This window comes from Bradyrhizobium sp. SZCCHNRI3052, from assembly GCF_032484895.1.
Classification (GTDB): domain Bacteria; phylum Pseudomonadota; class Alphaproteobacteria; order Rhizobiales; family Xanthobacteraceae; genus Bradyrhizobium.
On the sequence record NZ_JAUETW010000013.1, the window covers coordinates 133475 to 159160 of the forward strand.

General features: G+C 62.6%; 23 protein-coding genes and 1 pseudogene. 14 read left to right on the forward strand and 10 right to left on the reverse strand.

From position 1 onward, the window contains the following. Nucleotides 1-36 precede the first annotated feature (36 nt). Nucleotides 37-486, reverse strand: a complete 450-nt coding sequence (locus QW887_RS28350) for a hypothetical protein (RefSeq protein ID WP_316176032.1) — start codon at nucleotides 484-486, stop codon at nucleotides 37-39. Between the two features lie 747 nt (nucleotides 487-1233). Next, entirely contained in the window at nucleotides 1234-2154 is a 921-nt protein-coding gene (locus QW887_RS28355) for a hypothetical protein (protein ID WP_316176033.1), read from the reverse strand. A 386-nt stretch (nucleotides 2155-2540) separates the two neighbouring features. Here QW887_RS28355 and aepX point away from each other — a divergent pair, with 386 nt between their 5' ends. The 5 genes from aepX (at nucleotide 2541) to phnY (ending at nucleotide 8208) form a co-directional block, all read left to right on the forward strand. Beyond that, nucleotides 2541-3419, forward strand: coding sequence for a phosphoenolpyruvate mutase (aepX, locus tag QW887_RS28360; protein WP_316176084.1), 879 nt, complete (start codon nucleotides 2541-2543; stop codon nucleotides 3417-3419). A gap of 38 nt (nucleotides 3420-3457) precedes the next feature. Next, nucleotides 3458-4537, forward strand: a complete 1080-nt coding sequence (locus QW887_RS28365) for a methyltransferase (RefSeq protein ID WP_316176034.1) — start codon at nucleotides 3458-3460, stop codon at nucleotides 4535-4537. A 68-nt stretch (nucleotides 4538-4605) separates the two neighbouring features. Next, entirely contained in the window at nucleotides 4606-5748 is a 1143-nt protein-coding gene (gene aepY, locus QW887_RS28370; RefSeq protein WP_316176035.1) for a phosphonopyruvate decarboxylase, read from the forward strand. Nucleotides 5749-5763: 15 nt separating this feature from the next. After that, nucleotides 5764-6750, forward strand: coding sequence for a DMT family transporter (locus QW887_RS28375; RefSeq protein WP_316176036.1), 987 nt, complete (start codon nucleotides 5764-5766; stop codon nucleotides 6748-6750). A 15-nt stretch (nucleotides 6751-6765) separates the two neighbouring features. Further along, complete coding sequence (gene phnY / locus QW887_RS28380) at nucleotides 6766-8208, forward strand: phosphonoacetaldehyde dehydrogenase (protein ID WP_316195557.1); 1443 nt, start codon at nucleotides 6766-6768, stop codon at nucleotides 8206-8208. Between the two features lie 95 nt (nucleotides 8209-8303). On the opposite strand, the gene QW887_RS28385 is transcribed toward phnY, so the two are convergent. Then, complete coding sequence (locus QW887_RS28385; RefSeq protein WP_316176038.1) at nucleotides 8304-9290, reverse strand: sugar-binding transcriptional regulator; 987 nt, start codon at nucleotides 9288-9290, stop codon at nucleotides 8304-8306. Between the two features lie 159 nt (nucleotides 9291-9449). On the opposite strand from QW887_RS28385, the gene QW887_RS28390 reads away from it, so the two are divergent. The 8 genes and pseudogenes from QW887_RS28390 to QW887_RS28425 all read left to right on the forward strand — a co-directional run bounded on the left by QW887_RS28390 (nucleotide 9450) and on the right by QW887_RS28425 (nucleotide 18029). Beyond that, the gene (locus QW887_RS28390; RefSeq protein WP_316176039.1) at nucleotides 9450-10658 is read left to right on the forward strand and encodes an ABC transporter substrate-binding protein; all 1209 of its coding nucleotides are present in this window, start codon (nucleotides 9450-9452) and stop codon (nucleotides 10656-10658) included. Nucleotides 10659-10660: 2 nt separating this feature from the next. Further along, nucleotides 10661-11470 carry an ABC transporter ATP-binding protein gene (locus QW887_RS28395; RefSeq protein WP_315716406.1) on the forward strand — a complete coding sequence of 270 codons (810 nt, stop codon included), beginning with the start codon at nucleotides 10661-10663 and terminating at the stop codon, nucleotides 11468-11470. Next, the gene (locus tag QW887_RS28400; protein ID WP_410052628.1) at nucleotides 11463-12188 is read left to right on the forward strand and encodes an ABC transporter ATP-binding protein; all 726 of its coding nucleotides are present in this window, start codon (nucleotides 11463-11465) and stop codon (nucleotides 12186-12188) included. The genes QW887_RS28395 and QW887_RS28400 overlap by 8 nt, the downstream gene beginning before the upstream one ends. Before the next feature lie 6 nt (nucleotides 12189-12194). Next, a pseudogene (locus tag QW887_RS28405) lies at nucleotides 12195-13049 on the forward strand (branched-chain amino acid ABC transporter permease); the annotation flags it as partial. 6 nt (nucleotides 13050-13055) lie between these two features. Beyond that, nucleotides 13056-14108: a branched-chain amino acid ABC transporter permease gene (locus QW887_RS28410; RefSeq protein ID WP_315716465.1), complete on the forward strand. Its 1053-nt coding sequence runs from the start codon at nucleotides 13056-13058 to the stop codon at nucleotides 14106-14108. Further along, nucleotides 14105-15451, forward strand: a complete 1347-nt coding sequence (locus QW887_RS28415) for an amidase (RefSeq protein WP_316176041.1) — start codon at nucleotides 14105-14107, stop codon at nucleotides 15449-15451. Before QW887_RS28410 ends, QW887_RS28415 begins: the two co-directional genes overlap by 4 nt. Next, complete coding sequence (phnA, locus tag QW887_RS28420) at nucleotides 15451-16728, forward strand: phosphonoacetate hydrolase (protein WP_410052627.1); 1278 nt, start codon at nucleotides 15451-15453, stop codon at nucleotides 16726-16728. The genes QW887_RS28415 and phnA overlap by 1 nt, the downstream gene beginning before the upstream one ends. 2 nt (nucleotides 16729-16730) lie before the next feature. Further along, nucleotides 16731-18029, forward strand: coding sequence for an alkaline phosphatase family protein (locus tag QW887_RS28425; protein WP_316176043.1), 1299 nt, complete (start codon nucleotides 16731-16733; stop codon nucleotides 18027-18029). Between the two features lie 152 nt (nucleotides 18030-18181). Here the strand turns inward: QW887_RS28425 and QW887_RS28430 are convergent, their stop codons facing one another. Together QW887_RS28430 and QW887_RS28435 are read right to left on the reverse strand one after the other, a co-directional pair. Further along, nucleotides 18182-18553 carry a nuclear transport factor 2 family protein gene (locus QW887_RS28430; protein ID WP_316176044.1) on the reverse strand — a complete coding sequence of 124 codons (372 nt, stop codon included), beginning with the start codon at nucleotides 18551-18553 and terminating at the stop codon, nucleotides 18182-18184. Nucleotides 18554-18584: 31 nt separating this feature from the next. Then, nucleotides 18585-19328 carry a hypothetical protein gene (locus QW887_RS28435; RefSeq protein WP_316176045.1) on the reverse strand — a complete coding sequence of 248 codons (744 nt, stop codon included), beginning with the start codon at nucleotides 19326-19328 and terminating at the stop codon, nucleotides 18585-18587. A gap of 308 nt (nucleotides 19329-19636) precedes the next feature. Here QW887_RS28435 and QW887_RS28440 point away from each other — a divergent pair, with 308 nt between their 5' ends. Further along, nucleotides 19637-20008: a helix-turn-helix domain-containing protein gene (locus tag QW887_RS28440; protein ID WP_316176085.1), complete on the forward strand. Its 372-nt coding sequence runs from the start codon at nucleotides 19637-19639 to the stop codon at nucleotides 20006-20008. A 116-nt stretch (nucleotides 20009-20124) separates the two neighbouring features. On the opposite strand, the gene QW887_RS28445 is transcribed toward QW887_RS28440, so the two are convergent. From QW887_RS28445 to QW887_RS28465, 5 genes are all read right to left on the reverse strand, one after another. After that, on the reverse strand, nucleotides 20125-20700 hold the full coding sequence (locus tag QW887_RS28445) for a DUF2285 domain-containing protein (RefSeq protein ID WP_316176046.1): 576 nt from the start codon (nucleotides 20698-20700) through the stop codon (nucleotides 20125-20127). Nucleotides 20701-20704: 4 nt separating this feature from the next. Beyond that, nucleotides 20705-20899, reverse strand: coding sequence for a transcriptional regulator domain-containing protein (locus QW887_RS28450; RefSeq protein WP_316176047.1), 195 nt, complete (start codon nucleotides 20897-20899; stop codon nucleotides 20705-20707). Between the two features lie 1168 nt (nucleotides 20900-22067). Continuing rightward, nucleotides 22068-23447 (reverse strand): MmgE/PrpD family protein, encoded by a 1380-nt coding sequence (locus tag QW887_RS28455; protein ID WP_316176048.1) that lies wholly within the window; start codon nucleotides 23445-23447, stop codon nucleotides 22068-22070. Between the two features lie 183 nt (nucleotides 23448-23630). Further along, nucleotides 23631-24689: an oligopeptide/dipeptide ABC transporter ATP-binding protein gene (locus QW887_RS28460; RefSeq protein WP_316176049.1), complete on the reverse strand. Its 1059-nt coding sequence runs from the start codon at nucleotides 24687-24689 to the stop codon at nucleotides 23631-23633. Then, nucleotides 24689-25684 carry an ABC transporter ATP-binding protein gene (locus QW887_RS28465; RefSeq protein ID WP_316176050.1) on the reverse strand — a complete coding sequence of 332 codons (996 nt, stop codon included), beginning with the start codon at nucleotides 25682-25684 and terminating at the stop codon, nucleotides 24689-24691. Before QW887_RS28465 ends, QW887_RS28460 begins: the two co-directional genes overlap by 1 nt. Between the last annotated feature and the right edge of the window lie 2 nt (nucleotides 25685-25686).

Consider the following 25686-nt stretch of genomic DNA (forward strand, 5'->3'; position numbering starts at 1 on the left):
ATCGCTCCATGACGAAGACGGCCCGCAGCAAAGACCTTAGCTCAGCTCTACACCGGCAACTGAACAAGCGGATTCGATCAGGTGCCGCACGGTCCGGGCATCCCAGTCGAGCCTCTCGGGGACGTCCGCCCAGTAATTTGAGAGCACATGCGCAGCATGTCGCGCCTTTACCCCCAGACCGACGACCGTTCTGGCCGGAATCGCCATGATGGCGCGCTCAATCGGGTCAAGCGAGCTCAAGACCGCTTCGATGCGCTCTACACCGGGCACCACCACGGCGGAGATCTGAGATTTTGCATCGAAGGTGGCGGCAGCTGATTGCGCATCCTGCTGCTGGAGAGTTGCGAGTTCCGCGGAGAGCGCTTCAAAACTGCGCCCGAGGGCAACCAGCACGGCGTCGGGATTGCTTTCGATGGCTTGCTCATCGAGCGTCAGACCACCTGGCTCGACGGTTGCCAAAATCCGCAGGGTTTCATCAAGAGACATCACCGAACTCCAGGCCGAAAACGGTCGGTGGAAGGTCGCCGACAGCCGATCGGTTGCAAGGGATCGACGTGCACCCAGCGGACGAAGTCCGCCTCTCCTTCTCGACGTGAGACGATATCGCCCAGTCGTATCAACATCAATACAATATCTGTTTCAGGCCGTCATCAATAGGTCCCAGACTGCCAGGGTCCCGTCACGACGCAATGCGGAGAGCTCGCATCGCGACGCAGGAAACGGCGTTGTCTTTGACGCCGGCTCATTTCACGCGAAGTGCCGAGACGAAAGAGGTTGCGCTCGGCCAGCTTGGCTACTCATGCCACGCAAGCCTGCGCTTGGCGAGCTACCGAAATTGGTGGTCCTGCACCAGCGGCGGAGTCACTGGCCAGAAAGCTCGTCCGGCGTCCGCAGTGCGGCCTATTGCTGCGTTGCCACTATCATCGCTACCCGTCTTACGCGAGTAGCCAACGCCTGTTCGCCTTACTTGGCACAGCGCTGAACGCCTCCGTCCTATCATGGGACGGCGCAATCAAAGGCTCCGGTTGAGCAGACGGCTGCGACATGTCGCGCCTGAATTGAGCCAAGCCATGCCGCGCCGCGTTGCTGCGGACCCAAGCACGAGCTGCCAGGTTTCAAGGCAATTGACGCATTGCAAGCGGGCCGCTCAACAGCCGGAAAGCTCGCAAGACGGCCCTCAGCCACTCGCCATCAGGGGTGCATCAATCATCCTCGTACTGCATCGCGCAGCTATCAAGGGGTTGATGCAACGTTCTCGACAAGCGACGCACCGACAAGCCGAGCTGGTCTGGAGCCAGTCGAACCGCAGGGAAGGATGAGGCGCCTGTAGTGCACCCGCAACCTGTCGTTTCGGTGCGGGCGCCGGATGACGGCATCAACGTCGTCGAAGAGCGGCTTGCCTGTATTGAGCACATGGTCGTAAACGCCACGGACCCATTGGCCGTAATGATAGTCCGGCTGCTCCTCGAGCGGCAATCCCGGCGCATGCTGTTGCCAGGTTCTGCCGAAGCTTTCAAACCCCGAGCCGATGTCAGCGAAAATAAGCCGGCCGTCGACAGGCTCGATGATGACGAAGCGCTGCAGCGAGTGCAGATCGAGGAGGCCCTTCAGTTCGGTATTGTCGCGGCCCTGATCACATTCGAGCCATCGCATGAACAGGACCGCAAGAGGCTCTGCCTCTTTGGCAAGCGCAGTGATGGGCAACTCACGGCTTCTGAACACCGGCGACAGATGCAGGCGGGCTCGCGCGACCTCATCCCCGATATAGGTCATCGCCTGGCTGACCCTCGGGAACATTCGCTCGACAACTTCATCGCCCGTTTTCACAACGACGATTCGCTCCACGGCCCTATCCGCGATGAAGTATAGCGCCGAAGCGATGCTGATCCCGCAGGCGGTCCTCGGCCGGAGCCGGATCCGGGCCGATCGGCTGTCGATCATGGTGACAGCGACGAATCCCAGATTGTCGACCACATAGGACGAGAAATCAAAATCTGACACCGGGCATTGCAGGAATCTCCGCAAAACAGGCGAATGAGCATCCCAAGCCCGCCCATGATCGTCCAGAAGGATGGTTGTCATTGGATCCACGCCATCTTGAATACGAACGCGGCAGCGCGCCAGCGTCTCTGGCGCCCATTGATGTATCGTCATCGGATCAGATCCGCCAAACGGCTGATCCGGATGCCGAACGAAGCAACCAGTTGAACGCATAACGGTCCGCGCGGCTACTACAAGCTTAGGTAGCGGCCGGCCATCGCCCTCCCTCCAGGCACGCGACTTCCCCCGCCGGCGCAAGCGGACGCGGGAGGGCCGCGGTCCCCCGTGCCAGGACGAACCGGGCCTGCTCGCCATCTCCCCGCCGGAACCTATGCGCTGGTGTGACTACCAGAGTTAGTAATTGATCCCAGCATCGCAAAACTGTCAACTGGTGGTTGATGAGAGACCCGCACGGGGAAGGGAGACCTTGCATGCTCACGCGACCGCAATCGATTCGTCATGCTGCAGATAATCGTCCGGAACTCGCCACTCGCGCCGCAGTGCTCCGCGAGCAGATCTGCTGCAATCGAGATCTGAGCTTTCTGATGGAGGCCCATGATGGGCTCTCAAGCGCCGTCGCCGAGCGCTCCGGCTTCAAGGGCCTATGGGCATCCGGCCTGTCGATCGCCTGCTCTCTCGGCTATCGCGATGCAAGTGAGGCGTCCTGGACCCAGCTCATCGACGTCGTCGAACGCATGGTCGATTCGACTGATCTCCCGGTTCTCGTGGACGGTGACAGCGGCTTCGGCAATTTCAACAACGCGCGCATTCTGGCCCACAAGCTCCGTCAGCGAGGCGCCGCCGGTGTGGCCTTGGAAGACAAGCAGTTTCCGAAGATGAACTCGTTCGTCGGCGATCGTCATCCGCTCGCCGATGCCGGCGAATTCTCCGGGCGTCTGCGTGCCGTGAAGGATGCGGTTGGAGACGAACTCGTCCTCGTCGCCCGCATCGAGGCCTTGATCGCCGGCCATGGCATGGACGAGGCCCTTCACCGCGCTCACGCCTATGCGGACGCCGGAGCGGACGCCATTCTCATTCATTCCCGGAAGAGCACGGCGGACGAGATCTTCGCCTTCGCCAATGGTTGGCAGAACCGCCTCCCTGTCGTGATCGTCCCAACGAAATACTATCGGACCCCCGCGTCCGCTTTTCGTGCTGCCGGCATCTCGACCGTGATCTGGGCCAATCATTCGATGCGCGCCGCGACAAGCGCGATGCGCAATGTCTGCGAGCGCATCATCACTGAGCAGAGCATCGCCGGGATCGAGGCTGAGGTCGCGACCCTCGATGATGTCTTCTCGCTGTTTCACTACGACGAGCTCGCGCGCGCCGAGGCCCGATACCTGCCCGTGAATGCCGCGCCAAGCCAGCCAGACTAACCGAACAACTCATGCCGTTCTCGTAAAGGATCAGACCCATGACCCCGACCGCACTCGCATCTCGCATCGACACGCTGACCGATGTCTCACAGGTCAACCGCCCCGACATTGCCCAGATCATCAAGTGGCGGGACAGCTCATACGCCGCCGACCTCTACATTGCAGCGGTGTCCTGGCTCGACCTGTTCACCTATCTGGACGGTCATCCCGTCTCTGAAGACGAACTGCGGGAGCATTTCTCGCTTCGTGACCGGCCGACACGTACAATGATCAGGCTCTTCGAATCCTGGGGCCTGATTGCCCGCCAGGGCGGAAAACTTCACGCCACCATCGAAGCCGTCCAATATCTCAGCAGCCGATCCGACGAGAATGTCGCCTCCTACATCGCCACAATGAAGTACAAGTCGTCGGTTCGCGAGCTGTACGACGTCCTGCGGAACGACGGCTCCGACACCTGGCATGTCGCGCGCGGCGACACGACCAGCTGGGACGATCTGATGCAGACGGATGAGTTCGCGGACCTCAACACGCGCGGCATGGAGGAGCGCGGCCGGATCTTTGCCCCGCATCTCGCTACCCTGCTCGATTGCAGCGGCGATACGTCCATGCTCGACATCGGCGGCGGCTCCGGCGTCTATTCCGCTCATCTGCTGATGCGCTATCCTCGGCTATCCGCGACCATCTTCGAGCGCCCCCCGGTCGACGAGCTCGCGCGATCCTGTCTGATCGCGCGGGGTCTCTATCCCGACCGCGTCCGTATCGTCGCTGGCGACATGTTTGTCGACCCGCTGCCACGCGATGCAAGCCTTCATCTCTATTCCCACGTTCTTCACAATTGGGGGCCCGAGAAGGTCCGCCTGCTGATGCGCAAGTCCCACGGCAGCCTCCAGTCCGGTGGCCGCATTGCTGTCTACAGCTGCCATCCCGACGATCGCGGCGGGCGTCCGGCCCCGACCGCCGAAGCTGAATATTCGGTGCTCCTGACCACGGGCTACGAAGGCTGCTGCTACAGCTTTGAAGATATGCGCGGGATGCTCGAACAGGCCGGCTTCGGGCAGGTCGAGTACCACAGATCGCTCTGCAACCGCAGCCTGATCGTGGCGAAGAAACTCAGTTGAGGTCACAGGACGTCGATTCATTGGGGGCGGCAGAGCCGCTCCCAATGCCCTTGTGCAGGAGCAGAGACATGTCCGTGCCGACGAGCGTTCTCCTATCGAGATTGAGTACAGCAGGCTACACGTTCTTCTCGGGCGTTCCGTGCTCGCACTTCGCTGACCTGTTTGAGAGGGCGGCCGAAAGCAGCGCGTTGACCGACGTACCCGCGGCCAACGAGGGCAGCGCGGTGGCGCTCGCCGCTGGCGCTGCGCTGTCCGGCCAGCGAGCCGTCGTCGCGCTGCAGAACTCCGGTCTTGGTCACGTCGTCAATCCACTCACCTCGTTGTTGATGGTCAACAGGATCCCGGTCCTGTTGCTGATCTCGGTGCGAGGGCATCCCGACGAGAGCGCAGATGAGCCGCAGCACATCTTCATGGGTGCCGCGACCAAGGCGATCCTCGATCAGCTCGCCATCGACTGGGACGAGTTCGACGGAACGACGGGCGGACTGGATCGGCTTCTCATCCGCGCCGCTGAAGCGCATCGGCAGGAGGCAGCTTTTGCTGTGCTGTTGCGAAAGGGCCAGCTCACGCCGAGCGCCGCGGGAGCGACGCCTGACGCACCGCTCGATTACCCGCTCAGCGCGGGAGAGGCGATCGAACTGATCTGCGAGCGGCTCGATCCGACCACGTCGATCGTCTCGACGACCGGATTTATCACGAGAGAGCTCTTCCGGGTCAACGATCGTCCCGAGAATTTCTACATGCAGGGCTCGCTCGGGCACTGCAGCGCATTGGCGGCAGGCCTCGCCATCGCTATGCCCAACCGTCCCGTGCTCGCACTGGATGGCGACGGCGGCGCGCTGATGCACATGGGCGTCATGTCCACGATTGGCCACACCAAACCCCAGAACCTCATCCATGTCGTGCTCGACAATGAAAGTTATGCGTCCACCGGTGGCCAGGCCTCGACGTCACGAAGCTCGTCCCTGGATCTTGTCGCATCCGCCTGCGGCTATCGCTCGTCGGTGCGTTGTGCCGAAGCCGGGCATATCCTGACAGCAATGGAGCACTGTGCGACGACGCGGGGCCCGCATTTCCTGCTTTGCAAGATCAATCGTTCCCATCCCGCAACGCTTCCGCGCGTGACCACCCGCCATACGCCTGTCGGGAACAAGCGCCGATTCCAGGACGCCATGGGGCGCTACGTTCTTGAACCCTCAGCTGCCGGCTAAAGGGGAAACGATGTGATGGTCCGCAAGACGTCTGCTTCGGCAGCCCTCTGCCTGATCTTCGTGATCCTGATCTGGGGTATGAACTGGCTCGTCATAAAGGACGCGCTGCAGATCGCGCCGCCCCTGTTCTTTACAGGACTGCGTCTTCTCGGCGGCGCGGTGGCGATCGCGGTGGCGCGCCTTGCCTTGGGGTATCAGCTCCGCATCGGCGATCGCGGACGGCTCAACCTGCTTGCCGTGGGCATGCTGCAGATGGCCTGCGGGCTGGGCCTGAGCCTCGTTGGGCTCCAATATCTGGACGTCGGCCGAAGTGCTCTCATTTTCTATACGATGCCGCTCTGGCTTGCGATCATTGAGTGGGTTTTGGAAGGAAGGCGGCAGACCGGCTTCGAGCTTGCAGCGATCGGGAGCGGGCTTGGTGGCATCATGTTGTTGAGCGCCAATGGTCTCGGGCCAACGGCTGCGCCAATGACTTTCGGCAACGCGGAAGGGATTGCCCTGCTGCTGATTGCGGCCATCTGCTGGGCCTTGGGAACGTGGCTCGCCAACCGAGCTCACAGCGATATCGACGTCTGGAGCCGGACCACATACCAGCTCGCAGCGGCAGGGATGGCGGTCATGATGGCCTCAGCCGTCCTCGAGCCGCATTTCGAGGTCAAGCGCCTTTCAGCTCTCGCCTTCCCGATCGCGTTCAACTGTATCGTCGCGACCGGCCTCGCATTCGTTGCCTGGTACTATGCGTTGGCTTCAATTCCGGCGCGGATCGCATCTCAGAGCCTCGTTCTCATTCCCGTCGTCGCGCTGATCTCAGCTCTCGTCCTGCGGGGGGAGGAGCTCGCGTTGCGCACGGTTCTTGCCTGCCTGCTGATCATCATGGGCGTCACGATCGTGATCTGGCAGCGCGAAGAGCAGCCTTCGCGCAACAAGCCGGCCAGAGCGCCTTTCAGCCAGATCGACGAGGCCGACAAGCCCCAAGCAAGCGTCAGCCGGCGCAGTCTTTGAGCTGAGGAGCCATACATGGACGCAGTTGAGCCGATCTACCAGCCGATGCTCCTGGCTGGAACACCAGCAGACGCGGATCGCGTCATTGAAGTCATGAATCCCTTCTCCGGCGCGCTTGTCGGGACGGTCCCGCAGGCAGAGCCACGTCAAATACGGGCTGCATTCGCGGCAGCCGCGCGCTTCCGCCCAAAGCTGAGCCGCCGCGAAAGGTCCGATATCCTGCTTGGCGCTGCGCGTGCGATCGCAAGAGATCAGGACCGGCTCGCACAGCTCATAACCGCCGAGACCGGTCTCTGTCTGAGGGACTCCCTGCATGAAACCAGGCGCGCCTGCGACGTCTGGTCGTTTGCCGCCCATGCGCTGATTCAAAATGATGGCGAGATCTACCCTGGAGACATCGGCGGAAACCCTCATCAGCGGCGCATTTCTTCAATGCGTACGCCGCTCGCGGGGGTCATCGCGGCCATCACCCCCTTCAATCATCCGCTGAACCTGGTCAGCCACAAGCTGGCGCCGGCAATTGCGACCAACAACCGCGTGGTGCTCAAGCCGTCGGAGCAGACGCCCCTGACGGCACTTGCGCTGGGCAGGATCCTCCGCGAACAAGGCTTGCCAGAGGGCATGCTCTCGATCGTGACCGGAACGCCGCGCGATCTTGGAGATTGCGTGTTCACCGATGAGGACGCCGAGCTCGTGACATTCACGGGGTCGGTTCGCGTCGGGCACCAGATCGCGGAACGGGCAGGTTACCGGCGGCTTGTCCTCGAACTGGGTGGGAACGATCCGTTCATCGTCCTTTCGGATGCGGACGTCGATCGGGCCGCGCATCTGGCCGTGCAGGGCGCAGTCAGACATTCCGGTCAACGCTGTACGGCCGTGAAGCGGGCGCTCGTCGTGGAGGAGCTTGCCGATCACTTCGCCGAGCGGGCCCTGCACCACATGCAGCAGCTCTCAACAGGCGACCCCAGCGACCCTTGCGTTGATCTCGGCACCGTCATCAGCGAAGACGCAGCCCAGCTGATTGCCAGACGCGTGGCCGGTGCGGTCGCGGCAGGTGCCAGGCTTCTGCTCGGCGGCGAACCTCGCGGCGCCTTTTATCCTCCCACGCTGCTCGATCATGTCTCGCCCGCTTGCGAGCTCGTTGCCGAGGAGACGTTCGGCCCGGTTCTGCCGATCATCCGATGCAACAATGATATCGACGAGATCATCAGGATTGCGAACGCCACCAAGTTCGGACTTTCCGCCGCCGTCTGCTCCAACCGCCTCGATCACGTCACGAGGCTCATCGAGGGCCTCGCGGTCGGCTCCGTCAATGTGTGGGAAGTTCCCGGCTATCGCACCGAACTCACTCCGTTCGGCGGCATCAAGCAGTCCGGCCTCGGTCACAAGGAGGGCATCCTGGAAGCGATGCGCAGCTTCACGCAGGTGAAAACCTACTCTCTGCCCTGGCCGGTCTAGGGCCCTCGACCTGCTCGCCGGTTGCCACCGAGCGAGTCATCAAAGCGGTCGAGCCGCCGCGCCAGGAACGAAGCGGCTGCGCACGCAATGCGCACCTAGTCGATCAGCAGCTTCTCTGCCGCATTTTCGTCAGTCACGAGAACATGACAGAGCCCGGCCAGCAGCGCGGCGCGAATGATCGCGACCTTCTGCAGTCCTCCCGCTGCCAGAACCCGGTGCTTGATCCGATGAATATGGTCCCAAGGCGGATTGATGGTCCGCCGCGACAGCGGATGATCCACTCGCTTGCCACTGCGATCGAGGTAGTGGCCGCAAATGTCTCCGACTGCGCCGGCCGCTCGCAGCGATGTCCAGGTCTTGCGCGAGATGACGTTGTATTCGAGCACCTTTGACTGCTCGGAAAGATCGATCGCGCTCAAGAGGGCCATGTCGAGACTTGGCACCATGGCCAGCACGGAGCGAACCGGCTCGCTGTCCACGATGAGGTCTCGGAAGGCCGCGTCGTCGACGAACATGGGCGCTGTGAGATAATAACAGCGGGCTCCGAGCGCGCGAGCGATCATCGCAGCGTTGTCGTACGGATTGATCGGCGCGCTTTCCGCCAATCCGCCGCAGAGCAGGACGACCTTGGTGTTCTGCCCCTGACGCGGCCTCAGGTTCTGGGCGGCTGCGTTGATCGTCCCTCCCCAGGTAATTCCAAGCGAGCCGTCCGCGGGGAGCCGTTCAGCGACGTAGTTGGCAGCTGCCGCTCCCAGAAACGACCTGACGTCCGGGTCGGTCATAGGGGTTGGGACCACGATGGCTTGCGTCAAGCCGTATCGTGCAGCGAGCTCCGCCTCGAGTTTCGTTCTCTGCCCGGCGGGATCGGTGATCGTGATCTGTACGAAGCCGCTTTCCCGCGCGAGCCCGAGGATCCGATTGACGCGCTTCCGCGTCATGTTCAGCCGCTGCGATATCGCTTCCTGGGTCTGCCCTTCCTTGAAATAGTACCAGCATATTCTGGCAACCAGGACCCGGTCTTCCAGGATCGTATCGGCGTTGTCGGTCTCGCCGTCGCGCAGTTTCAGGTTTGAGGTGGTCACGTCACAGCCTGAGTCGGGTTTGGGTCAGGACCCATGTGTGCCCCGTCGCGGTCGCTACGACAACTGCCATCCCGAATAGCCCAATTGTACCGCATCCGTCACAAATGTGTCAGCGAACCCGGCTAAGCACCCCCTGCCAATAATGATAGGGGGCTGACCATGCGAAGCATTCTGCTGTCGGTTGCATTTTTCTCCGTCTCGATGAGTGCCGCATTGGCGGAATTCTCGGACGGCAAGGTCGTGATCGGCGTCATGGGAGATCAGAGCGGCGTGGTCGCTGACGTTGGTGGTCCTGGCTCGATCGTCGCGGCCCGGATGGCCGTTGCCGATTTCGGGGGAACCGTCGACGGCACCCCGATCGAGATCATCACGGCAGATCATCAGAACAAGCCGGACATCGCCTCCAGCATCGCCCGCGAATGGTTTGACCGGCGCGGCGTCGACGCCATCGTCGATCTGCCGCATTCGGGCGTGGTTTTCGGATTGATCCCGCTCGCAACCGATAAGAAGCGCTCGCTTCTGATATCCGGCGCAGCCTCCACCGACATCACGGGCCGCTATTGTTCGCCCTATGTCACGCACTGGACGGATGATACCTATGCGCTGGCCCGCGGCACTGCGGCGTCGCTGCTCGACCAGGGCTTGAAGAGCTGGTTCTTCCTCACCGCGGATTATTCCTTCGGCCATGATCTGGAGGGAGTAGCCCAACAGGTCGTGGACGAGCGCGGCGGCAAAGTGACCGGCAGCGCTCGCCATCCGCTCGGCACCGCCGACTTCTCCACCCTCCTGGTGAGGGCGCGCAGTTCCTCCGCCGAGGTGATCGCGCTTGCCAGCGCCGGCGCCGACACTGTCAACGCCATCAAGCAAGCCGGCCAGTTCGGGATAGGGCGGGCCGGGCAGAAGCTGGCCGCGCTGCATGCCTTCGTGACGGATATCAACAGTATCGGTCTGGAGACGGCGCAGAACCTGATCATCAGCACCGGCTTCTACTGGAACGACAATGATGCGACGCGCGCATTCGCCCAGCGGTTCTTTGCCACCCACGGACGCATGCCCACACGTGAGCAGGCCGGCGTCTATGTCAGCGTGCTGCACTATTTGAAGGCGGCGCGGGCCGCGCACAGCGACGACGCCGCTTCTGTCAACGACCAGATGCGGCAGCTGCCGGTCGACCGCTTCGGCCGCGAAGCGCACATTCAGGCGAATGGACGGGTGACCTATGAGATCGGCGTCTATCGCGTGAAGGCGCCCGCCGAAAGCAAGGAGCCGTGGGACTTCTACGCCCGCACGGCCACGGTTCCTGCCAGCGCGGCATTCCGTCCCGCGTCGGCATCCGGCTGCAGCTCGCAGGCGGCCAAGGCGCAATAAACATGGTCGCCAGCGCCTCGCTCCAGGCTTTCGAAGATCCGAGAGCTGTCTCTGCCCCGCTGCCGACCAATCCCGTGCTGAAGGTTCGTGCTCTGACGGTTCAGTTCAAGGACTTCGTCGCCTTGAACGAGGTGTCGCTCGACCTTCGGGAAGGCTGCATTCACGCGGTGATCGGTCCCAACGGAGCAGGCAAATCCACCCTGTTCAACGCGATCAGCGGCTTCATCAAGCCCACCCGCGGCCAGATCGAACTGTTTGGACGCGACGTCACGGCCTGGCCTGCCAATCGGCTGGCCAGGCTCGGGCTGGCCCGATCTTTCCAGATCTGCGCGGTATTTCCCGAATTGTCGGTCGAGGAGAACATGTTGGTGGCGCAGGCCCATGCCAGCCCACCGCTCCGGCTGTTGCGCCGCCGCGTCAGCGGCGATCTCGCCCCTCACAACGAGACTCTGCTCGCACGAGCTGGCCTGACCTCCGACCGACGCAGGCAGGCGCGTGAACTCTCCTATGGCCGGCGGCGCCTGCTCGAAATTGCAACCACGCTCGCCCTCAAACCTCGCCTCCTGCTTCTCGACGAGCCGACGTCGGGGCTCGGCCGGGAAGACATCGGTCCAGTCGTCGAGATGATTGCCGACGCAGCGCAGGATTGCTGCGTCCTGCTGGTTGAACACAATCTCAAGGTCGTCGAACGGCTCGCGGACCACGTCACCGTCCTGGCGAACGGCGCCGTTCTGAGCGACGGATCCTATCAAGACGTTGCGCGCGACCACCGCGTCCGCGCCGCCTATCTGGGTGCAGCCGCTGATGCTTGATCCGGAACGAAGCGAGGCAAGCCTTCCCCTTGCGATATCCAACCTCAAGGCCTGGTATGGCGAGGTCCAGGCGCTGTTCGGGATCGACTTCACCGTATCGGAGGGTGAGGTCGTCGTGCTGCTGGGCCGCAACGGCGCCGGCAAGAGCACCATCCTGCGCGCCATCATGGGCCTGTTGCAGCGGCAGTCGGGGCATGTGCTGGTGCAGGGGCGAGAGGTGCGTTCGCTGCGTCCATCGGAGCGCGCGCATCTTGGTCTCGGTTACTGTCCGGAAGAGCGAGGGATCTTCTCCAGCCTCACCGTGGCCGAGAACATGGCGCTATCGCCCACGCTGGGCGGCTCCGGCATGAGTGATGATGAGATCTTCGAACTGTTTCCGAATCTCAGGTCGCGGACCCGCCATCTCGGCGGGCAGCTGAGCGGCGGCGAACAACAGATGCTGGCGATCGGGCGGATCCTGCGATCCGGTGCCCGAACTCTGCTGCTGGACGAGCCGACGGAGGGGCTGGCCCCCATCATCATCCGCCAGATCGAACAGGCGATCACCGCCCTCAAGCAGCGCGGCTACACCATCCTGCTGGTCGAACAGAACCTCGCTTTCGTGCTGGGCGTCGCTGACCGGGTTGTTGCAATCGAGAACGGACTGGTTGTCGACAATTGCCCGACCTGCGAGGCCGAGCGCATCGAAGCGCGCCTCTCCAAATACGTTGCCGTGTGAATCTGCATGTCAAACCTCGTTCTCTCCTATCTCACCATCGGTCTGGTCAATGGATCGTTCTATGCCCTGCTCTGCCTCGGCCTCGCATTGATCTTCGGGCTCTTGAACATCCTCAACATGGCCCACGGCGCGCTCTACATGATGGGTGCATTTGCCGCCTGGGCGGCCGTTGCGCGCCTTGGTCTTCCCTATCTCGTGGGCCTGTGTGCGGCTGCCGTTCTGGTTGGATCGACCGGGATGGTGCTGGAGCGACTCTTGTTGCGGCGGACCTACAGTCTCGATCCGCTCTATGGATTCATGCTGAGCTTCGGGCTCGCAACCGCGATCCAGGGCGGATTTCAGGTCATCTTCGGCTCTACGGGACTGCCCTTCACGACGCCCGCCTGGCTGTCGGACGTGGTCGATCTCGGCTTTGCAGTATTCCCCGTCTACCGGCTGTGGGTTGTCATGGTCGCCTTTATTGTTTGCCTTGTGGTGTGGATCGCGATCGCACGAACCAAGGCTGGAGCGACGCTTCGGGCGGCTTCCGAAAACGCCACGATGGCCGAAGCGCTGGGCGTCCCGATTCCCGCGGTGATGACGGCAACCTTTGGGCTGGGCGCGGCGCTTGCGGGCCTCGCCGGCGCTCTTGCGGCGCCGATCTATCAGGTGAGTCCGTTGATGGGGTCCGACGTCCTGCTTGTTGTCTTCGCCATCATTGTGATCGGCGGGATGGGCTCCCTCGGAGGGACAATCCTGGCGGCCTACTGCCTGGCATTGCTCGAGAGCGCGACACTGGCGGTGTTCCCGCAAGCGGCCAATGTCATGATCTTCGCTTTCATGTGCATCGTCCTGTCGGTCCGGCCACAGGGCCTGTTCGGCATCGAGGTGCTGCGTCATCATTCCTTTGCCGGCATTCCTCCCCCGGTCACGGCCACGCCGGATGTACGCGCGGACAAGAAATACGAGCGCATCCTGATCGTCGTCATCATCGCAGCTGCACTCGCTGTCCTGCCGGCACTGCTCTACCCGATCTTCCTGGTCAAGATCTTCTGCTTTGCGATTCTTGCCGCGTCGTTCAACTTCCTGCTGGGGTTCGCCGGGGTCATGTCGTTCGGACAGGCGGCTCTCTACGGGACGGCCGCCTATGTCACCGCGCATGCGCTGAAGCACTGGGCGATGTCCCCGGAGCTGGCCATGCTGGCGGGGATCACTGCCGCTATTCTGCTCGGCATCGTCATGGGAGCGCTGGCGATCCGGCGGCGTGGCATCTATCAAGCCATGATCACGCTTGCCGTCGCCCAGATGGTCTACTTCGTGTTCGTGCAGTCGAGCTTCACGCATGGCGAGGACGGACTGCAGGCGGTGCCACGCGGCCTCCTGTTCGGTCTGATCGATCTGCGCAACGACCTCGCCGTCTATGCACTTGCCGTCGCAGCCTTCTGCTCCGTCCATTTCGGCATCAAGCGGCTGCTGTCGTCTCAGCTTGGGATGATGCTTGTCGCGGTCCGCGACGACGAGCGGCGCGCCTTGTCCCTTGGTCAGAATGCCCGGGGCCTCAAGCTGTTCGCCTTTGCGATCGCCGCCAGCTGTGCCGGCCTCGCCGGGTCACTGAGTGCGGTTGCCTTTCAACTCGCGACTTTGTCCGGCGCACACTGGCACCTCTCCGGAGAGGCTGTTCTGATGTGCCTCATCGGCGGCCTCGGCACATTGAGCGGACCCTTGGTCGGCGCCGCGGTCCTGGTCACGATGCAGCACTTTCTCGCTCCCTATGGGGCCTGGGTGCAGGTGCTCCAGGGCGTCGTCTTCGCATCATGCGTCCTGACCTTTCGTGACGGGATGATGCCTCGACACGCGTTCGCCTGGCCTTCACGGCTCCGCGGGACCAGCGCCAGCTCATTCGCACCTGCCGAGACCCTCGAGGAGACGGGCCGATCATGACCATCGCGATCCCACACAGTCGACGTCAGCTTTGCGAGATGGATGGCGATCCTTCGCAGCTGACAGCCACGGCTGCAGCTTCGGCCATACGCGAACGACGCCTGTCGGCGGCCGCACTGCTCGAGGCCTGCCTCGCTCGCATCGCGGCACGCGACGGCGAGGTCCACGCCTTCACTCATGTCGCGGCGGACGCGGCGCGCGAGCAGGCGTTCCTCGCCGACAAGGCGCAATCGGAAGGCCGGCTCGCCGGACCGCTCCACGGCCTGCCCGTCGGCGTCAAGGATGTCTTCGATACGATCGACATGCCATCAGAATATGGCAGCAGCCTGCTGCGCGACCGTCGCCCGGCAGCGGACGCCGCGGCGGTCGCGATCCTCAGGCGATCCGGCGCCATCATCATCGGCAAGACGACGACGTCGGAGTTCGGCATGTATCATCCGAGCGCTGCCCGCAATCCCAATGATCTTGGGCGCTCACCGGGTGTGTCTTCGGCCGGCTCGGCGGCAGCTGTGGTTGACCGAATGGTCCCTCTTGCACTCGGGACTCAGCACACCGCCTCGACGGTGCTGCCGGCATCGTTCTGCGGAGCGTATGCGTTCAAGCCGTCGTTAGGGTTTGCAAGCATGGAAGGCTCCAACATCCTGGTGCCGCGGCTTGCGCAGATTGGCTATCTCGCGAGATCCGTCCAGGATCTCTGCTTGTTTGCCGGCGCATTTGATCCCGTTGTCGACAGCGCCGCCGATCGGATCGGACGCCCTCCGAGGCTCGCTGTAGTGCGCGGACCGGGATTCGAGCAGGTCGTTCCGGACGCGGGCGAAGCTTTGACGGCCTTCATCGGTGCGTTGCCGGTTGCAGTCCACGAGCTGGATCTTCCGAGCGAGTTCGGCGGTGCGATCGAGGTGGCTCTTGGCCTTTTGAACGCTCATCTGGCGGCTCGCTTCGGCGATCTACCCCAGCATCTGTCTGCCAAGCTGTGTCCACCGCTGCAGGATGGAATTGCCGCAGGCATTGCGCTCGGCGCAAAACGTTACATCGAGTTGAACGCGTCGGCCGATCGCTTGATCGGACTGACGTCGAAGCTGTTCGCGCAGCACGATGTGCTTGTGACCCTTTCGGCGCCGGGAGAGGCGACAAGGCTCGATGAAGGTCCGGGCTCGGGGAGTCTTGCCATGCCCTGGAGCCTGTGCGGTCTGCCTGTCGTCTCACTGCCGCTGCTCTGCGGCGCGCACGGCTTGCCGATCGGTCTCCAGCTCATTGGGCGTCATGGCTCTGACCGTGAGCTGCTTCAGAGCGCCGCCTGGGTTGCTCACACCTGCCGCCTGCCAACACGGGTTGATCATTGATGCGATATTCATCCGCCACCGAGTCGACAACGGGTTCCGACACGCAGATCGAAGTGAACGGACGGGTCTACAATTGGCCGCGCGTTTCCACTGTCATCATCTGCTTCGACGGCTGCGATCCCGACTATATCGCAGCGGCGAGCAGCGCGGGCATCGTCCCTGCCCTCGATCGCATGCGACGCGACGGCTTTGCGACCACGGCGCTCGCGGCCATGCCGACCTTCACCAATCCAAACAACGTTTCGATCGTCACCGGGGTCGCGCCCGCGCACCACGGGGTGTCGGGCAACTTCTACATCGATTCCGCGAGCGGAGAGGAGGTGATGATGGTGGACGCATCGCCGATGCGAGCGCCGACGATCCTTTCCGCCTTCTCCCGTGCCGGGGCCAAGGTGGCCGCCGTGACGGCCAAGGACAAGCTCCGCAAGGCGCTTGGCAAGGACCTCAAGGGAATCGTGTTCTCTGCCGATAAGGCGGATTGCTGCAGCGAAGCCGAGAATGGCATTGCAGACGTGCCCGCGCGGATCGGCCGCTCCGTCCCTCATCAGTATTCGGCGGACCTGTCCCTGTTCGTCCTGGACGCCGGTCTCAGGCTCTTGGCGGATCATCGTCCTGATCTGATCTATTTGTCGCTGTCCGACTATGTCCAGCACGCCTACGCACCGCACGAGCCGGAAGCCCTGGCGTTCATGGCCGAGGTGGACCGGAGGCTCGGCGCACTGCTCGCCGAGGGCGCGCTCGTCGGGATCGTCGCCGATCACGGTATGAGTGATATGGCGCACGCCGATGGTTCGCCCAATGTCATGTATCTCGGCGATCAGCTCGACGCAGTCTTCGGCCTCGGGCGGACGCGGGTGATCTGCCCCATCACCGACCCGTTCGTCCGCCATCACGGCGCGCTCGGCGGCTTCGTCCGGGTTCACCTCCTCGATCCAGTCCTGCGCGCCTCAGACGTCGTTTCGTTTCTCGCGGGGCTTCCGGGCGTCGGTCTCGCCTTGACCGGAGACGATGCGGCCGCCCGCTTCGAGCTGCCGCGCGACCGCGAGGGCGACGTCTGCATGATCGCAGCAAAGGGAATCGCCCTGGGCGCCCGGGCGTGCGACCACGAGCTTTCCAACCTGGCGGGCGCAAGGCTGCGCTCGCATGGCGGTCTCGCCGAGCAGCGCGTCCCCTTCATCCTGTCTCATCGGCTTCGCGCGAGCCCGGGCGCGCCCGACGGGCGCACTTTGCGCAATTTCGATATTTTCAGTGTCGCACTCAATGAGGTGGACCTTTGACCATGAAGCGTGTTGTCATCATGATCCTCGACGGACTTCGACAGGACCTCATTTCGCCTGCGACCACGCCCCATCTCGCAGATTTCGCCGCGCGCGCCGAATGGTTCGAGGACTACCGGACCGTCTTTCCTTCGTGCACACGCGTCGTGTCGGCGAGTGTTGCAACCGGATGCACTCCGGCAAGACATGGACTGCAAGGCAATTCCGTTGCCCTGATCGAATCCGGCAGGTTGGTGCTGCGCGACGCCGGAGATCCGCAGTTTCTGCAACACAAGCGCCGAGTCACGGGATCCTCACTGCAAGTGCCGACCCTGGCGGAACGCGTCAAGACCGTGGGTGGCCAGATCGTCTTCAGCAACGTGTCCCCCGGGGCTGCCTATGCCCATGATCCCGACGGGCATGGATTTGTCTATCACCGGGCCGGCTCATTCGGACCTGGCCGCATCGAAGTGGCGGCCGGCGATCGATTGGACGTCACGCTGGACAGCGGCGGTGACGCCAGGATGACAGCCCGCTTCATCGACGACGTGGTGGTGAAGCGTCGCCCGGCGGTCGGCATTTTGTGGCTTGGCGAACCGGACCACATTCAACACAACGCACCGCTCGGTTCTCCGGACCATCTTGCCGTGCTGGCGGAGGCGGATCGTCGGGCGGCCGAGGTGATCGCAGCCGTCGAAAGACAGCGCGACCAGGGCGAGGACGTCCTGCTTCTGATCGGATCCGATCATGGTCATCAGACGGTCGAGGACATCGTCGACATCGATGCAGCGCTGATCACCGCGGGTCTCAAAGCCAACCCCATGTCCGACGAGATTCTGGCCATCTCGAACGGGACCTCGGCCTTGATCTATGTCGATTCCCAGCGCGGCCCCTCGCTGCAGAACGTGCGATCGCTTCTGGAACGCAGTGATTGGGCCGGGCAGGTCTTCGGGCCAGACGAGCTCGACCGCGTTGGACAAGCTCACACCGGCGGCCTTGCCTTTGCTGTGTCCATGCGGTCCAGCGACGTCCCCAACCGCTTCGGAATCCGCGGTTCGAGCCTCGCGGCCAAGCCTGCCCTCGGCAAGCCCGACCGACTTGGATGCGGACAGCATGGAGGACTCGGGACCTACGAGCAGGCTCCGTTCCTGATGGCATGGGGCGAAGGCTTCAGTCCGGGTCGGATCCGCAAGTCACCCGCGCGCGTCATCGACATCGCGCCGACAGTGCTGTCCCATCTCGGGCTGCCCCGCACAGGGATGGACGGCGAGGCCTTGCAGGCGGTAGCCTGGCGTTCCGAGACGCGCGCCATGACGGCCTGACGCCCGCGCTGTACACGCATTGGCCCAAACGATGTCCAACCAAGCATCTGTGGCCAATGCCTGCCGGCTGCACCGCAGCCCCCCATCCTGTCGATGTCCCCTGGGGCGAGCAGTTGTTCACTGGTGCCGAGAGCGCGTGGCCACTGCGCTGATCAGAGCGCCGGACTGTCGAAGAACGTCCGCCGCAGGCCGATGCGGCCACCGCTGAGATGATAGACATCGGCAAATCTGGCCTTCAAGGGACGCCCATTCTTGTCCTGGCCCGCAAAGCTGCCCCAGCAGGCGATCTGTTCGCCATTGCTCAGCACCTGCTCAAGCAGGTGCTCTCCCGAGGCCACGATGCGCTCGTGGCGATAGAACTGCATGATGGCCAACTTGCCGACAAAGGGCTCATATCCTGGACGCTCATAGACGGCACCGTCGTCCAGCAGGCTGGACAAGCCTGCCCAGTCGTGAGCGTCGATACACGCGAACAGGTGCCTGACATATGCCTCGGCTTCCCGGTGACCCAGCGATCCCTGCATGCTTTCCCCCGCCATTGAGAGCCGGCTCTGCTCACATCGCCGCTGCGCGCGGATCGGATTCCTCGCGCCAGCTTACACCCATGGCGGCCTCCAGATCGGCCAGCATCTCCTGCACCGGCATCCAGACAAGACCACAGCGCATCGATCCGAGCGGAGATACGACCAGTTCGACGCTCGACCGCTCGATCCGCGTGTAGCCGGTGCGATCCGCCATGCCGCCGGCAATTACAGCGTCGGCCATCAGGCTGATCGTGAAATCCGTATTCCAGCGCGCATGAGCATAGGCACGCGAAATCCGGGGCAGGATTCGCGCCAACCCTCTGCCGCGAAAATCGCGCCGGTACCAGCCGGCGCCGGAAAACACGACCCTGCCCGCAATCGTCGACGCCACCGGGGTCGCAATCAGACAACCGTCGCCGCGCGCCAAGGCGGCTGCCGGATCTGCGTAGAACATTCGAAGCGAGATGGCTTCATCGAACAGCGTCGTGGCTGTCCAGTCGTAGTACCGACCCGCCTGCGTCGCGACGACCTCACCGTCCTTGTCTTTTCCGACCATGACGAAGGTGTTCTCAGCTGTCGCGCCGCCGAGGTCGGGCTGGAAGATCGGCACTAGCGGTCGCCAGCTGTCGGAATTTGCGCTGTTGATGTCGAGCAAATCCTGTAGGCTCGCAAAATAGACGCTGACGCCGCGCTCTTGGGCGGCGGTGTCAGCGGCGAGGAAGAAGCGTCCCAGGAGGCTGATCGGACCATGATCGATCTTCAGATTGGAAGGCACGCGGCCAGATTGAGGACAGCAATCCTGCATCGACATTCCTTGCCCTTTGCTACGTCACGCACATCAAACCGTGGCTGGCGACGATTGCATTTGATCTATCCTTTGTAGTTGTAGCGCGAATGACATAATTCTGGTTGATTGTTTCAAGCTGAGATTGATGCTTCATGGACGAACATCTTGGATACGGCATGAGGTAAGCGGACGTGGCGACTTCCAAACAGCTCCCTGACGGCCGCCCCGCTGTGTCCCGAAACCAAGGCAAGCGGCTCAGGAGGTCATCCAAGAAGCCCAATCATGTCGATCAGCATGTGGGAACGCGCTTGCGCCTGCGACGGAACCTGCTCGATCTCAGCCAGGATGACCTGGCAAGACGCCTCGGCGTGACAGCTCAGCTCATTCAGAAGTATGAAGCGGGCGAGACCCGGATCAGCGCATCTCGGCTGTACGAAATCGCAAACCAGCTCGCTGTTCCGATCACGTGGTTCTTTGACGAGATTGACGTCAAGGCAGGCGCCGCTGTGCCAGAGGCGTCTCATGAGCAGACGGCGGACTTCAGTGAGCTTGTGACCAAACGCGAATCTCGCCAACTGCTCGAGCTCTATTTCGGCATATCCGACGAGCGGCTTCGCCGAAAGGTGCTGCAGATGGCTGAACTTCTCCGCTCGCGCGACGACGAGTAGTGCGCTCAGGACATCGGCCAAGCCGAATGACTGAGTTTTCGCATCCGGCATGCCCAGCCAGTCCTCGCCCAGAGGGTCGGCTTCCGCGGCGGCTGCGAGACGGACCAGCGCGCCGATCATGCTGATCGCCGTTGGCTACGCAGCAGATTTCGATAGCCGCCTCGGATCAGGGTCTGACCTGTTTGAACCAGCCGGATCGTCCGGCTGCGCAGGTCGTGCGTCTTCCATCCCCGATCTTCAACTCGCTCGGACCCGAACAGAACCGTGGCGATCGCCCGATAATTCTGGCCCTCGAGGCGGCCATCCAAGGCGCGCAGCGCAAGAACGAGGCGCCGGCGCTGCTGAAGGGGCCCGGTGTGAGCCGGCAGCCGGACCGGACCGCGTCTCAGCGCCGTCCAAAGCCGATAGGCCGCGCGCGTCTGCAAATCGAAATCACGGTCGAGCGGCAGTTCGACAGCCACGGCCGTCCCCTTCGCCGGAAGCCGGGAGAGCATCAGCCGGTGCGTGGCGCCGCCCAACTGCAGCACCGCGTACCAGCCGTCGGACGCCCGTCTCAGCTCGGCGCCGGGCGATCCGCGAAGGTCGAGATGAGAGAATGGCGCAAGCGAGCCGTGCGAGGTCGGAGCAAGGCGAAGCACAGTCGGCAGCACTTCCGGCGCCCAGAATATGGCCTGAGCATCAAACCGGCGCATTGGGTCAGCCGCGAAAAGAAAGCCCCCATCGCTGCCGGAATTCAGGATCGGTCGGGCCGTCTTTGTCTTGTGCAAGCAGATCGCTGTAATCTCGCCGATAGTCTGGATTACGACGTAGACATTCCCAGGCAAAGTCGGCCGCATCGGCTGTTTCGAGCTTCTGGTAAGACTCGGACGACCGCCAGTTGAACTCGCTCATTACACACTCGTCCCTGCCATTTCCGCTCTCTCACCAACGTTTGCAGAGGCTAGCAACGAGGGCTCCCGCACGGGGCTATCAATCTGCGGAGTTGACACCGGTCGAGCGCAACACAGTGGATTTTGCGTATTCCTGGGACTTTCGGTTTCACTCAAATCCCGCCGGCCGCGCTACTGTGTGCGGCGCCAAGCTTGCCTCGGGTCGACTTGCTAAAGATTTCAGCAGATGACCGAGAAGGCAGCTGCTTACACTTGAGGCTCACGCGAGCTTCTCCACTAGTGCTCACGCACGTTTGACGAGCGCTTCCCGTCGGCCCGACCAATCTCGGTCAAGCGACCTCGCCCATGCCATATCGCCTAAGTCAACGCGCTCCGCTCAATCCGCAGGATCGAGCTGATGTTCCAGGCATTGCGCCGCGCGATCGGAGATCAGCTCCGGATGAAGTCCCGCTGCGCCGGCGCTCTCGTGCGGCGCTCTATCGTAAGCCATTCGCCGCGCGCCCGTGCCCACCCCGCGGCAGGATCGATGGCCAAGAGCGGCGCAGCCAAGCTGCCCTGGAATAATGGAAGACGCCACACCGTTCCCTCAAGCACGCATATGTCGTCGCGAACGACGACAGTCCAGTGCTCAAAAATCCGGACCATTCGAGCGCAGATGGCGGCTGTGACGGACCCTGTGCGCAAACAGCCGAGCAGCTTCGCCGCGAACACAAGGTTCGACTTTGATACCCGCCGGTTCGCCTCGCAATCCGCCCGACAGGAACGGGGCATTCTGGCAGTATCCGCTCCTGCACGTGAGGGAGGATCCGTTGCGACGCTCGGCCCGGTCTCTTGGCTATGGTCGATTCGATTGACGTGTGACTCTTTTTCGATGGCGATCGTAGCGCCGTATTCACTGCACTGACGATCTTCCCATTCTCGTGACAGCCATACGACCGCATTCCGGACCACTACCTTTACAGGCAGTGCTGCTTCAAAGTGATTTTCATATCAGGAGGCCAATTGACACCGCATGGCAAGGAAGATGCTGGACCGCTGCAGAAGCCAGATCGCCGGCGCCTCCTCGCCGGCTTCGCGCGCGCGCTCCTTTCCAGGGGGTGGGACAAAGCGATCTGCGTAGACCTATTGGCAGGAGGAATTTCTTGCCGCCGTCTCATCGCTCGCTGGGCCTACTTGGCGACCTCAAGCCGCTCGACAGGCGACGCGTCATTCGAGCTGGCGAACAGCCTTGCTTCCAGCATCGATTGCAACGGCGCAACATCTCCGCTTCGCAACGCGCCAATCGCATGTGGAATCCCAGCCGCGACACGAGCATCGGCGCAACCAGCTGCAATGGCCTGGAACTTCGACCCGATGTCGTCCCAACTCATCGGATTCGTAGGCTCTCCTTTCGGCGCCAACACGGTCCGCTCAAAGGAGCCCGACGCCGTGGTGATGCGAACCCGCCCGGGAACCGCGGCCGGGAACATGAGGTCAAATTCGGGATTGACGGTCATGTGGACGCGTCCAGCGATCTCGATGGCTCGTTGGTCTGTCAGCGACTCGTTGCTCAAGGGGAGCAACGCTGGTGCGCCGCTGGTCGCGGCGACACCGAGGCAGAACGGAAGGCTGTACTGCGCTCCTTCCAGCGTACGGGGCTCCACCTCGTTGCTCAGGGTCAACGACCTCCCAAAGGTCTCCACATCGATGCTGATGATGGCTCCCGGATGAATGTCATGATCGCTCAGCAATGTGATCAGCGCGTCAATCGGCGCGTGAATCCAACGGCAGCAACTATAGGGCTTGAAATAGGTGCTGTTGATGAGCCAACTCGTTCCGAGCCCGTCGAGAAGCCGCGCGCGATCGTAACGTTCTGAACTGTCCAGAATGTCGATCGGTCCGGTGAAGCCCTGCTTGGCCAGATCGGCCGCCAGGATGCCATTGGCGGCTCCCCATGGGATGCCCTCCTTGACGCTGTTGCCTCTGAACCGGGTGTATGGAGTAGCCGACTGGCTCGGTGCCGTTGTCCCAGCGATTGAGATCGCGTGTGCGATCTGGCCCCGAGACAGCCCTCTCAGCCAACCCACCGCTGCCGCAACGGCTTGACCGCTCCAGAGGCCGCTGTTCACCGTCGGGACGCTTCGCAGATCCCGCGCAGCAGACATGCGAACGCCGATCTCATATCCTATGGCAATGGCAGCAAGCGCCCGTTGCCCATCCAAGGACGGACTGCCGAGCAGTGACAATACCCCCGGAATGATCGCTGCGCCGGGGTGCCCCGAAGCGGCGCGGTGGCCATCATCCAGATCGAGCGAGCATGCACAGGCCGCATTGACGAAGGTTGCGCCCGCCGCGGTCGACTGCTCTCCCGAGAACCACATCGCTGCTGGTCCATGGCCCCAAGTCGCGTTCGCAATTCGGCGCACGGCCACCGCATTTGGCGTCTCATGGCCGGCTATCGCGGCAGTCATCAAATCGAGCACGCATTTCGCCGCGCTGATCCGGGCTTCTTCTGGAACTTTGCTCGCGCTGACCCATTCGGCCAACAGCTCGGCAGCGGTGTATCTCATGCGGGCCTCCAGGGATCTTCAACATGTGCTGGATCGGACGAGGTGAGGTAGCGCAGCCGTCCACGTCGGCAAATCATGGCGCGCAGACAAATCGATGCGCGGTAATCCTCGAAACCGCCACATCTCTCTAAGCGAGCTCCCGCTCAAGTCCGCCTCAATCCAGGGAAGCATCAGGCAACCGGATCACGATGAGGTCAAGCTCGCCAATGAATTCCTTCGGCGCTTCAATTCATCGCGCTCCGATGCGCAGGCTCCCCACGCGACATCGCTTGTTTCCGGGAAGTAACAAGCTCGGGATCGGTCGTCTCCCGATGTTTCCAGCTGCGGATTTTCGACGGAACATAGACCTTCCGCTCGCGCGCAACGCGGATGAAAGCCACAGCCCGGAGGCGGATTGGCTGCAGAAGGAACCTCTCCCACGATCGGGATCAGAGGCCGGCGGGCCCTCGGATCCGGTACGGGATAGCTGTCGCGCAGAAGCCTCGTATAAGGATGCAACGGACGATCAAGAACATCCACCGTCGGCCCCTCTTCGACGATGCGCCCAAGATACATGACGCAGACCCGATCGCAGAAATGCCGGACCACCCCGAGGTCATGCGAAACGAACAAGAACGACAGGCCCCGGCGTTCGCGCAGCCCCTCCAGCAGTCGAAGAATTTGCGCCTGGACCGACACATCGAGGGCAGAAACGGCCTCGTCTGCGACGATCAGTTCGGGATCCAAGACCAGCGCCCGTGCAATGCCAATCCGTTGCCGCTGCCCGCCGGAGAACTCGTGCGGATAGCGTTCCAGCGCTTCTCGCGGCAACCCGACCTCGACCATGGCGGCTTCCGCCTGCTCACGGATGTCCTTGGACGAGAGTCGCAGATGAACACGAAGGGGTTCTTCCAGAGTCTGCCGGATTGTTCGGCGCGGGTTGAGCGAAGAATAGGGATCCTGAAAGACGATCTGCATCCGGCGCCGCAACGCGCGCAAGGTGGCACCCTTGGCGGCCCGGACATCGATGCCGTCGAATAAGATTGATCCGCTATCGGGCTCAATCAGCCGAAGGATGGTACGCGCGACCGTTGACTTGCCACAACCGGACTCGCCCACGAGGCCAAGGGAAGCCCCCTTTTGAATGCGGAAGGACACATCGTCGACCGCCCGAACGTGTCTGGCGCCTGAACCTCCGTGTCTCACGAAGGCCTTCGAAAGATGACGTACAACAAAGTCGCCGCTTCCCAGGGACGTCGTCATCAATGCACTCCTCCGACCGGTCTGACGGGACAGCGCACCAAATGTCCGGGATCACCTGATGATACGAGCTCTGGGTGCAGTTCGGTACAGCTGCGGTCCTTGAACGGGCAGCGGGGGGCATAGGCGCAGCCTGCTGGAACAGCAGACAGGGCCGGAACGCTGCCGGGGATCGGCTCCAGACTCTCGCTGGCCCGGTCAGCTCGCGGCATGGCACGCAGCAGCGCCGCCGTATAAGGATGCATGGGCTTTGCGAACAGCGCGTCGACGGTCGCAAGCTCGACAATCTCGCCCGCATACATCACGGCAACGCGGTCGGCGATCTGCGCAACCACGCCAAGATTGTGCGTGATGAACAGCATCGACATTCCGTAGGCCTGTTTGAGCTCTTCGAGTTGAGTCAGCACCTGCGCCTGGATCGTCACATCGAGTGCCGTCGTCGGCTCGTCGGCCAGAAGAACCCTCGGATGGCAGGCAAGTGCCATGGCAATCATGACGCGTTGGCGCATCCCTCCCGAAAATTGATGCGGATACTCATCCAGACGGCTCTTCGCCGATGGAATCTTGACTTCCGCCAAGAGCCGAAGCGCCTCAGCCTTGGCCTCCATGCGCGACCCACCGCGATGAATGAGGATCGCCTCCGCGATCTGGTCTCCCACGGTCATGGTCGGATTGAGACTCGTCATCGGCTCCTGGAAGATCATCGCAATCGAATTGCCCCGGATGGTGCTCATGTCCCGCTCGGACAAGGTCACCAGATCTTGACCCTCGAACAACACCTCTCCGCCTTGGATGCGAGCACCGGCATGCGGAAGCAGCCGCAGGATCGACAGGGCCATGACACTCTTGCCACTGCCCGACTCGCCGACCACCGCGAGCGTCTCATTCGGCATCAGTGATACCGAGACGTTGCGTACGGCCGGGTACCAGTGGTCGCCGATTCGAAACTCGGTCCGCAGATTGCGCAGGTCGAGAGCTGGCCTAGGAAACGATGTCATAC

Bases quoted from the DNA above. Each gene is read 5' to 3' on its own strand.
- QW887_RS28390 (WP_316176039.1), top strand. From the start codon at position 9,450: ATGCGAAGCATTCTGCTGTCGGTTGCATTTTTCTCCGTCTCGATGAGT.
- QW887_RS28425 (WP_316176043.1), top strand. From the start codon at position 16,731: ATGAAGCGTGTTGTCATCATGATCCTCGACGGACTTCGACAGGACCTC.
- QW887_RS28400 (WP_410052628.1), top strand. From the start codon at position 11,463: ATGCTTGATCCGGAACGAAGCGAGGCAAGCCTTCCCCTTGCGATATCC.
- QW887_RS28375 (WP_316176036.1), top strand. From the start codon at position 5,764: ATGGTCCGCAAGACGTCTGCTTCGGCAGCCCTCTGCCTGATCTTCGTG.
- QW887_RS28455 (WP_316176048.1), bottom strand. From the start codon at position 23,447: ATGAGATACACCGCTGCCGAGCTGTTGGCCGAATGGGTCAGCGCGAGC.
- QW887_RS28445 (WP_316176046.1), bottom strand. From the start codon at position 20,700: ATGCGCCGGTTTGATGCTCAGGCCATATTCTGGGCGCCGGAAGTGCTG.
- QW887_RS28430 (WP_316176044.1), bottom strand. From the start codon at position 18,553: ATGCAGGGATCGCTGGGTCACCGGGAAGCCGAGGCATATGTCAGGCAC.
- QW887_RS28365 (WP_316176034.1), top strand. From the start codon at position 3,458: ATGACCCCGACCGCACTCGCATCTCGCATCGACACGCTGACCGATGTC.
- phnY (WP_316195557.1), top strand. From the start codon at position 6,766: ATGGACGCAGTTGAGCCGATCTACCAGCCGATGCTCCTGGCTGGAACA.
- phnA (WP_410052627.1), top strand. From the start codon at position 15,451: ATGCGATATTCATCCGCCACCGAGTCGACAACGGGTTCCGACACGCAG.
- QW887_RS28465 (WP_316176050.1), bottom strand. From the start codon at position 25,684: ATGACATCGTTTCCTAGGCCAGCTCTCGACCTGCGCAATCTGCGGACC.
- aepY (WP_316176035.1), top strand. From the start codon at position 4,606: ATGTCCGTGCCGACGAGCGTTCTCCTATCGAGATTGAGTACAGCAGGC.
- QW887_RS28350 (WP_316176032.1), bottom strand. From the start codon at position 486: ATGTCTCTTGATGAAACCCTGCGGATTTTGGCAACCGTCGAGCCAGGT.
- QW887_RS28415 (WP_316176041.1), top strand. From the start codon at position 14,105: ATGACCATCGCGATCCCACACAGTCGACGTCAGCTTTGCGAGATGGAT.
- QW887_RS28355 (WP_316176033.1), bottom strand. From the start codon at position 2,154: ATGACGATACATCAATGGGCGCCAGAGACGCTGGCGCGCTGCCGCGTT.
- QW887_RS28395 (WP_315716406.1), top strand. From the start codon at position 10,661: ATGGTCGCCAGCGCCTCGCTCCAGGCTTTCGAAGATCCGAGAGCTGTC.
- QW887_RS28450 (WP_316176047.1), bottom strand. From the start codon at position 20,899: ATGAGCGAGTTCAACTGGCGGTCGTCCGAGTCTTACCAGAAGCTCGAA.
- QW887_RS28460 (WP_316176049.1), bottom strand. From the start codon at position 24,689: ATGACGACGTCCCTGGGAAGCGGCGACTTTGTTGTACGTCATCTTTCG.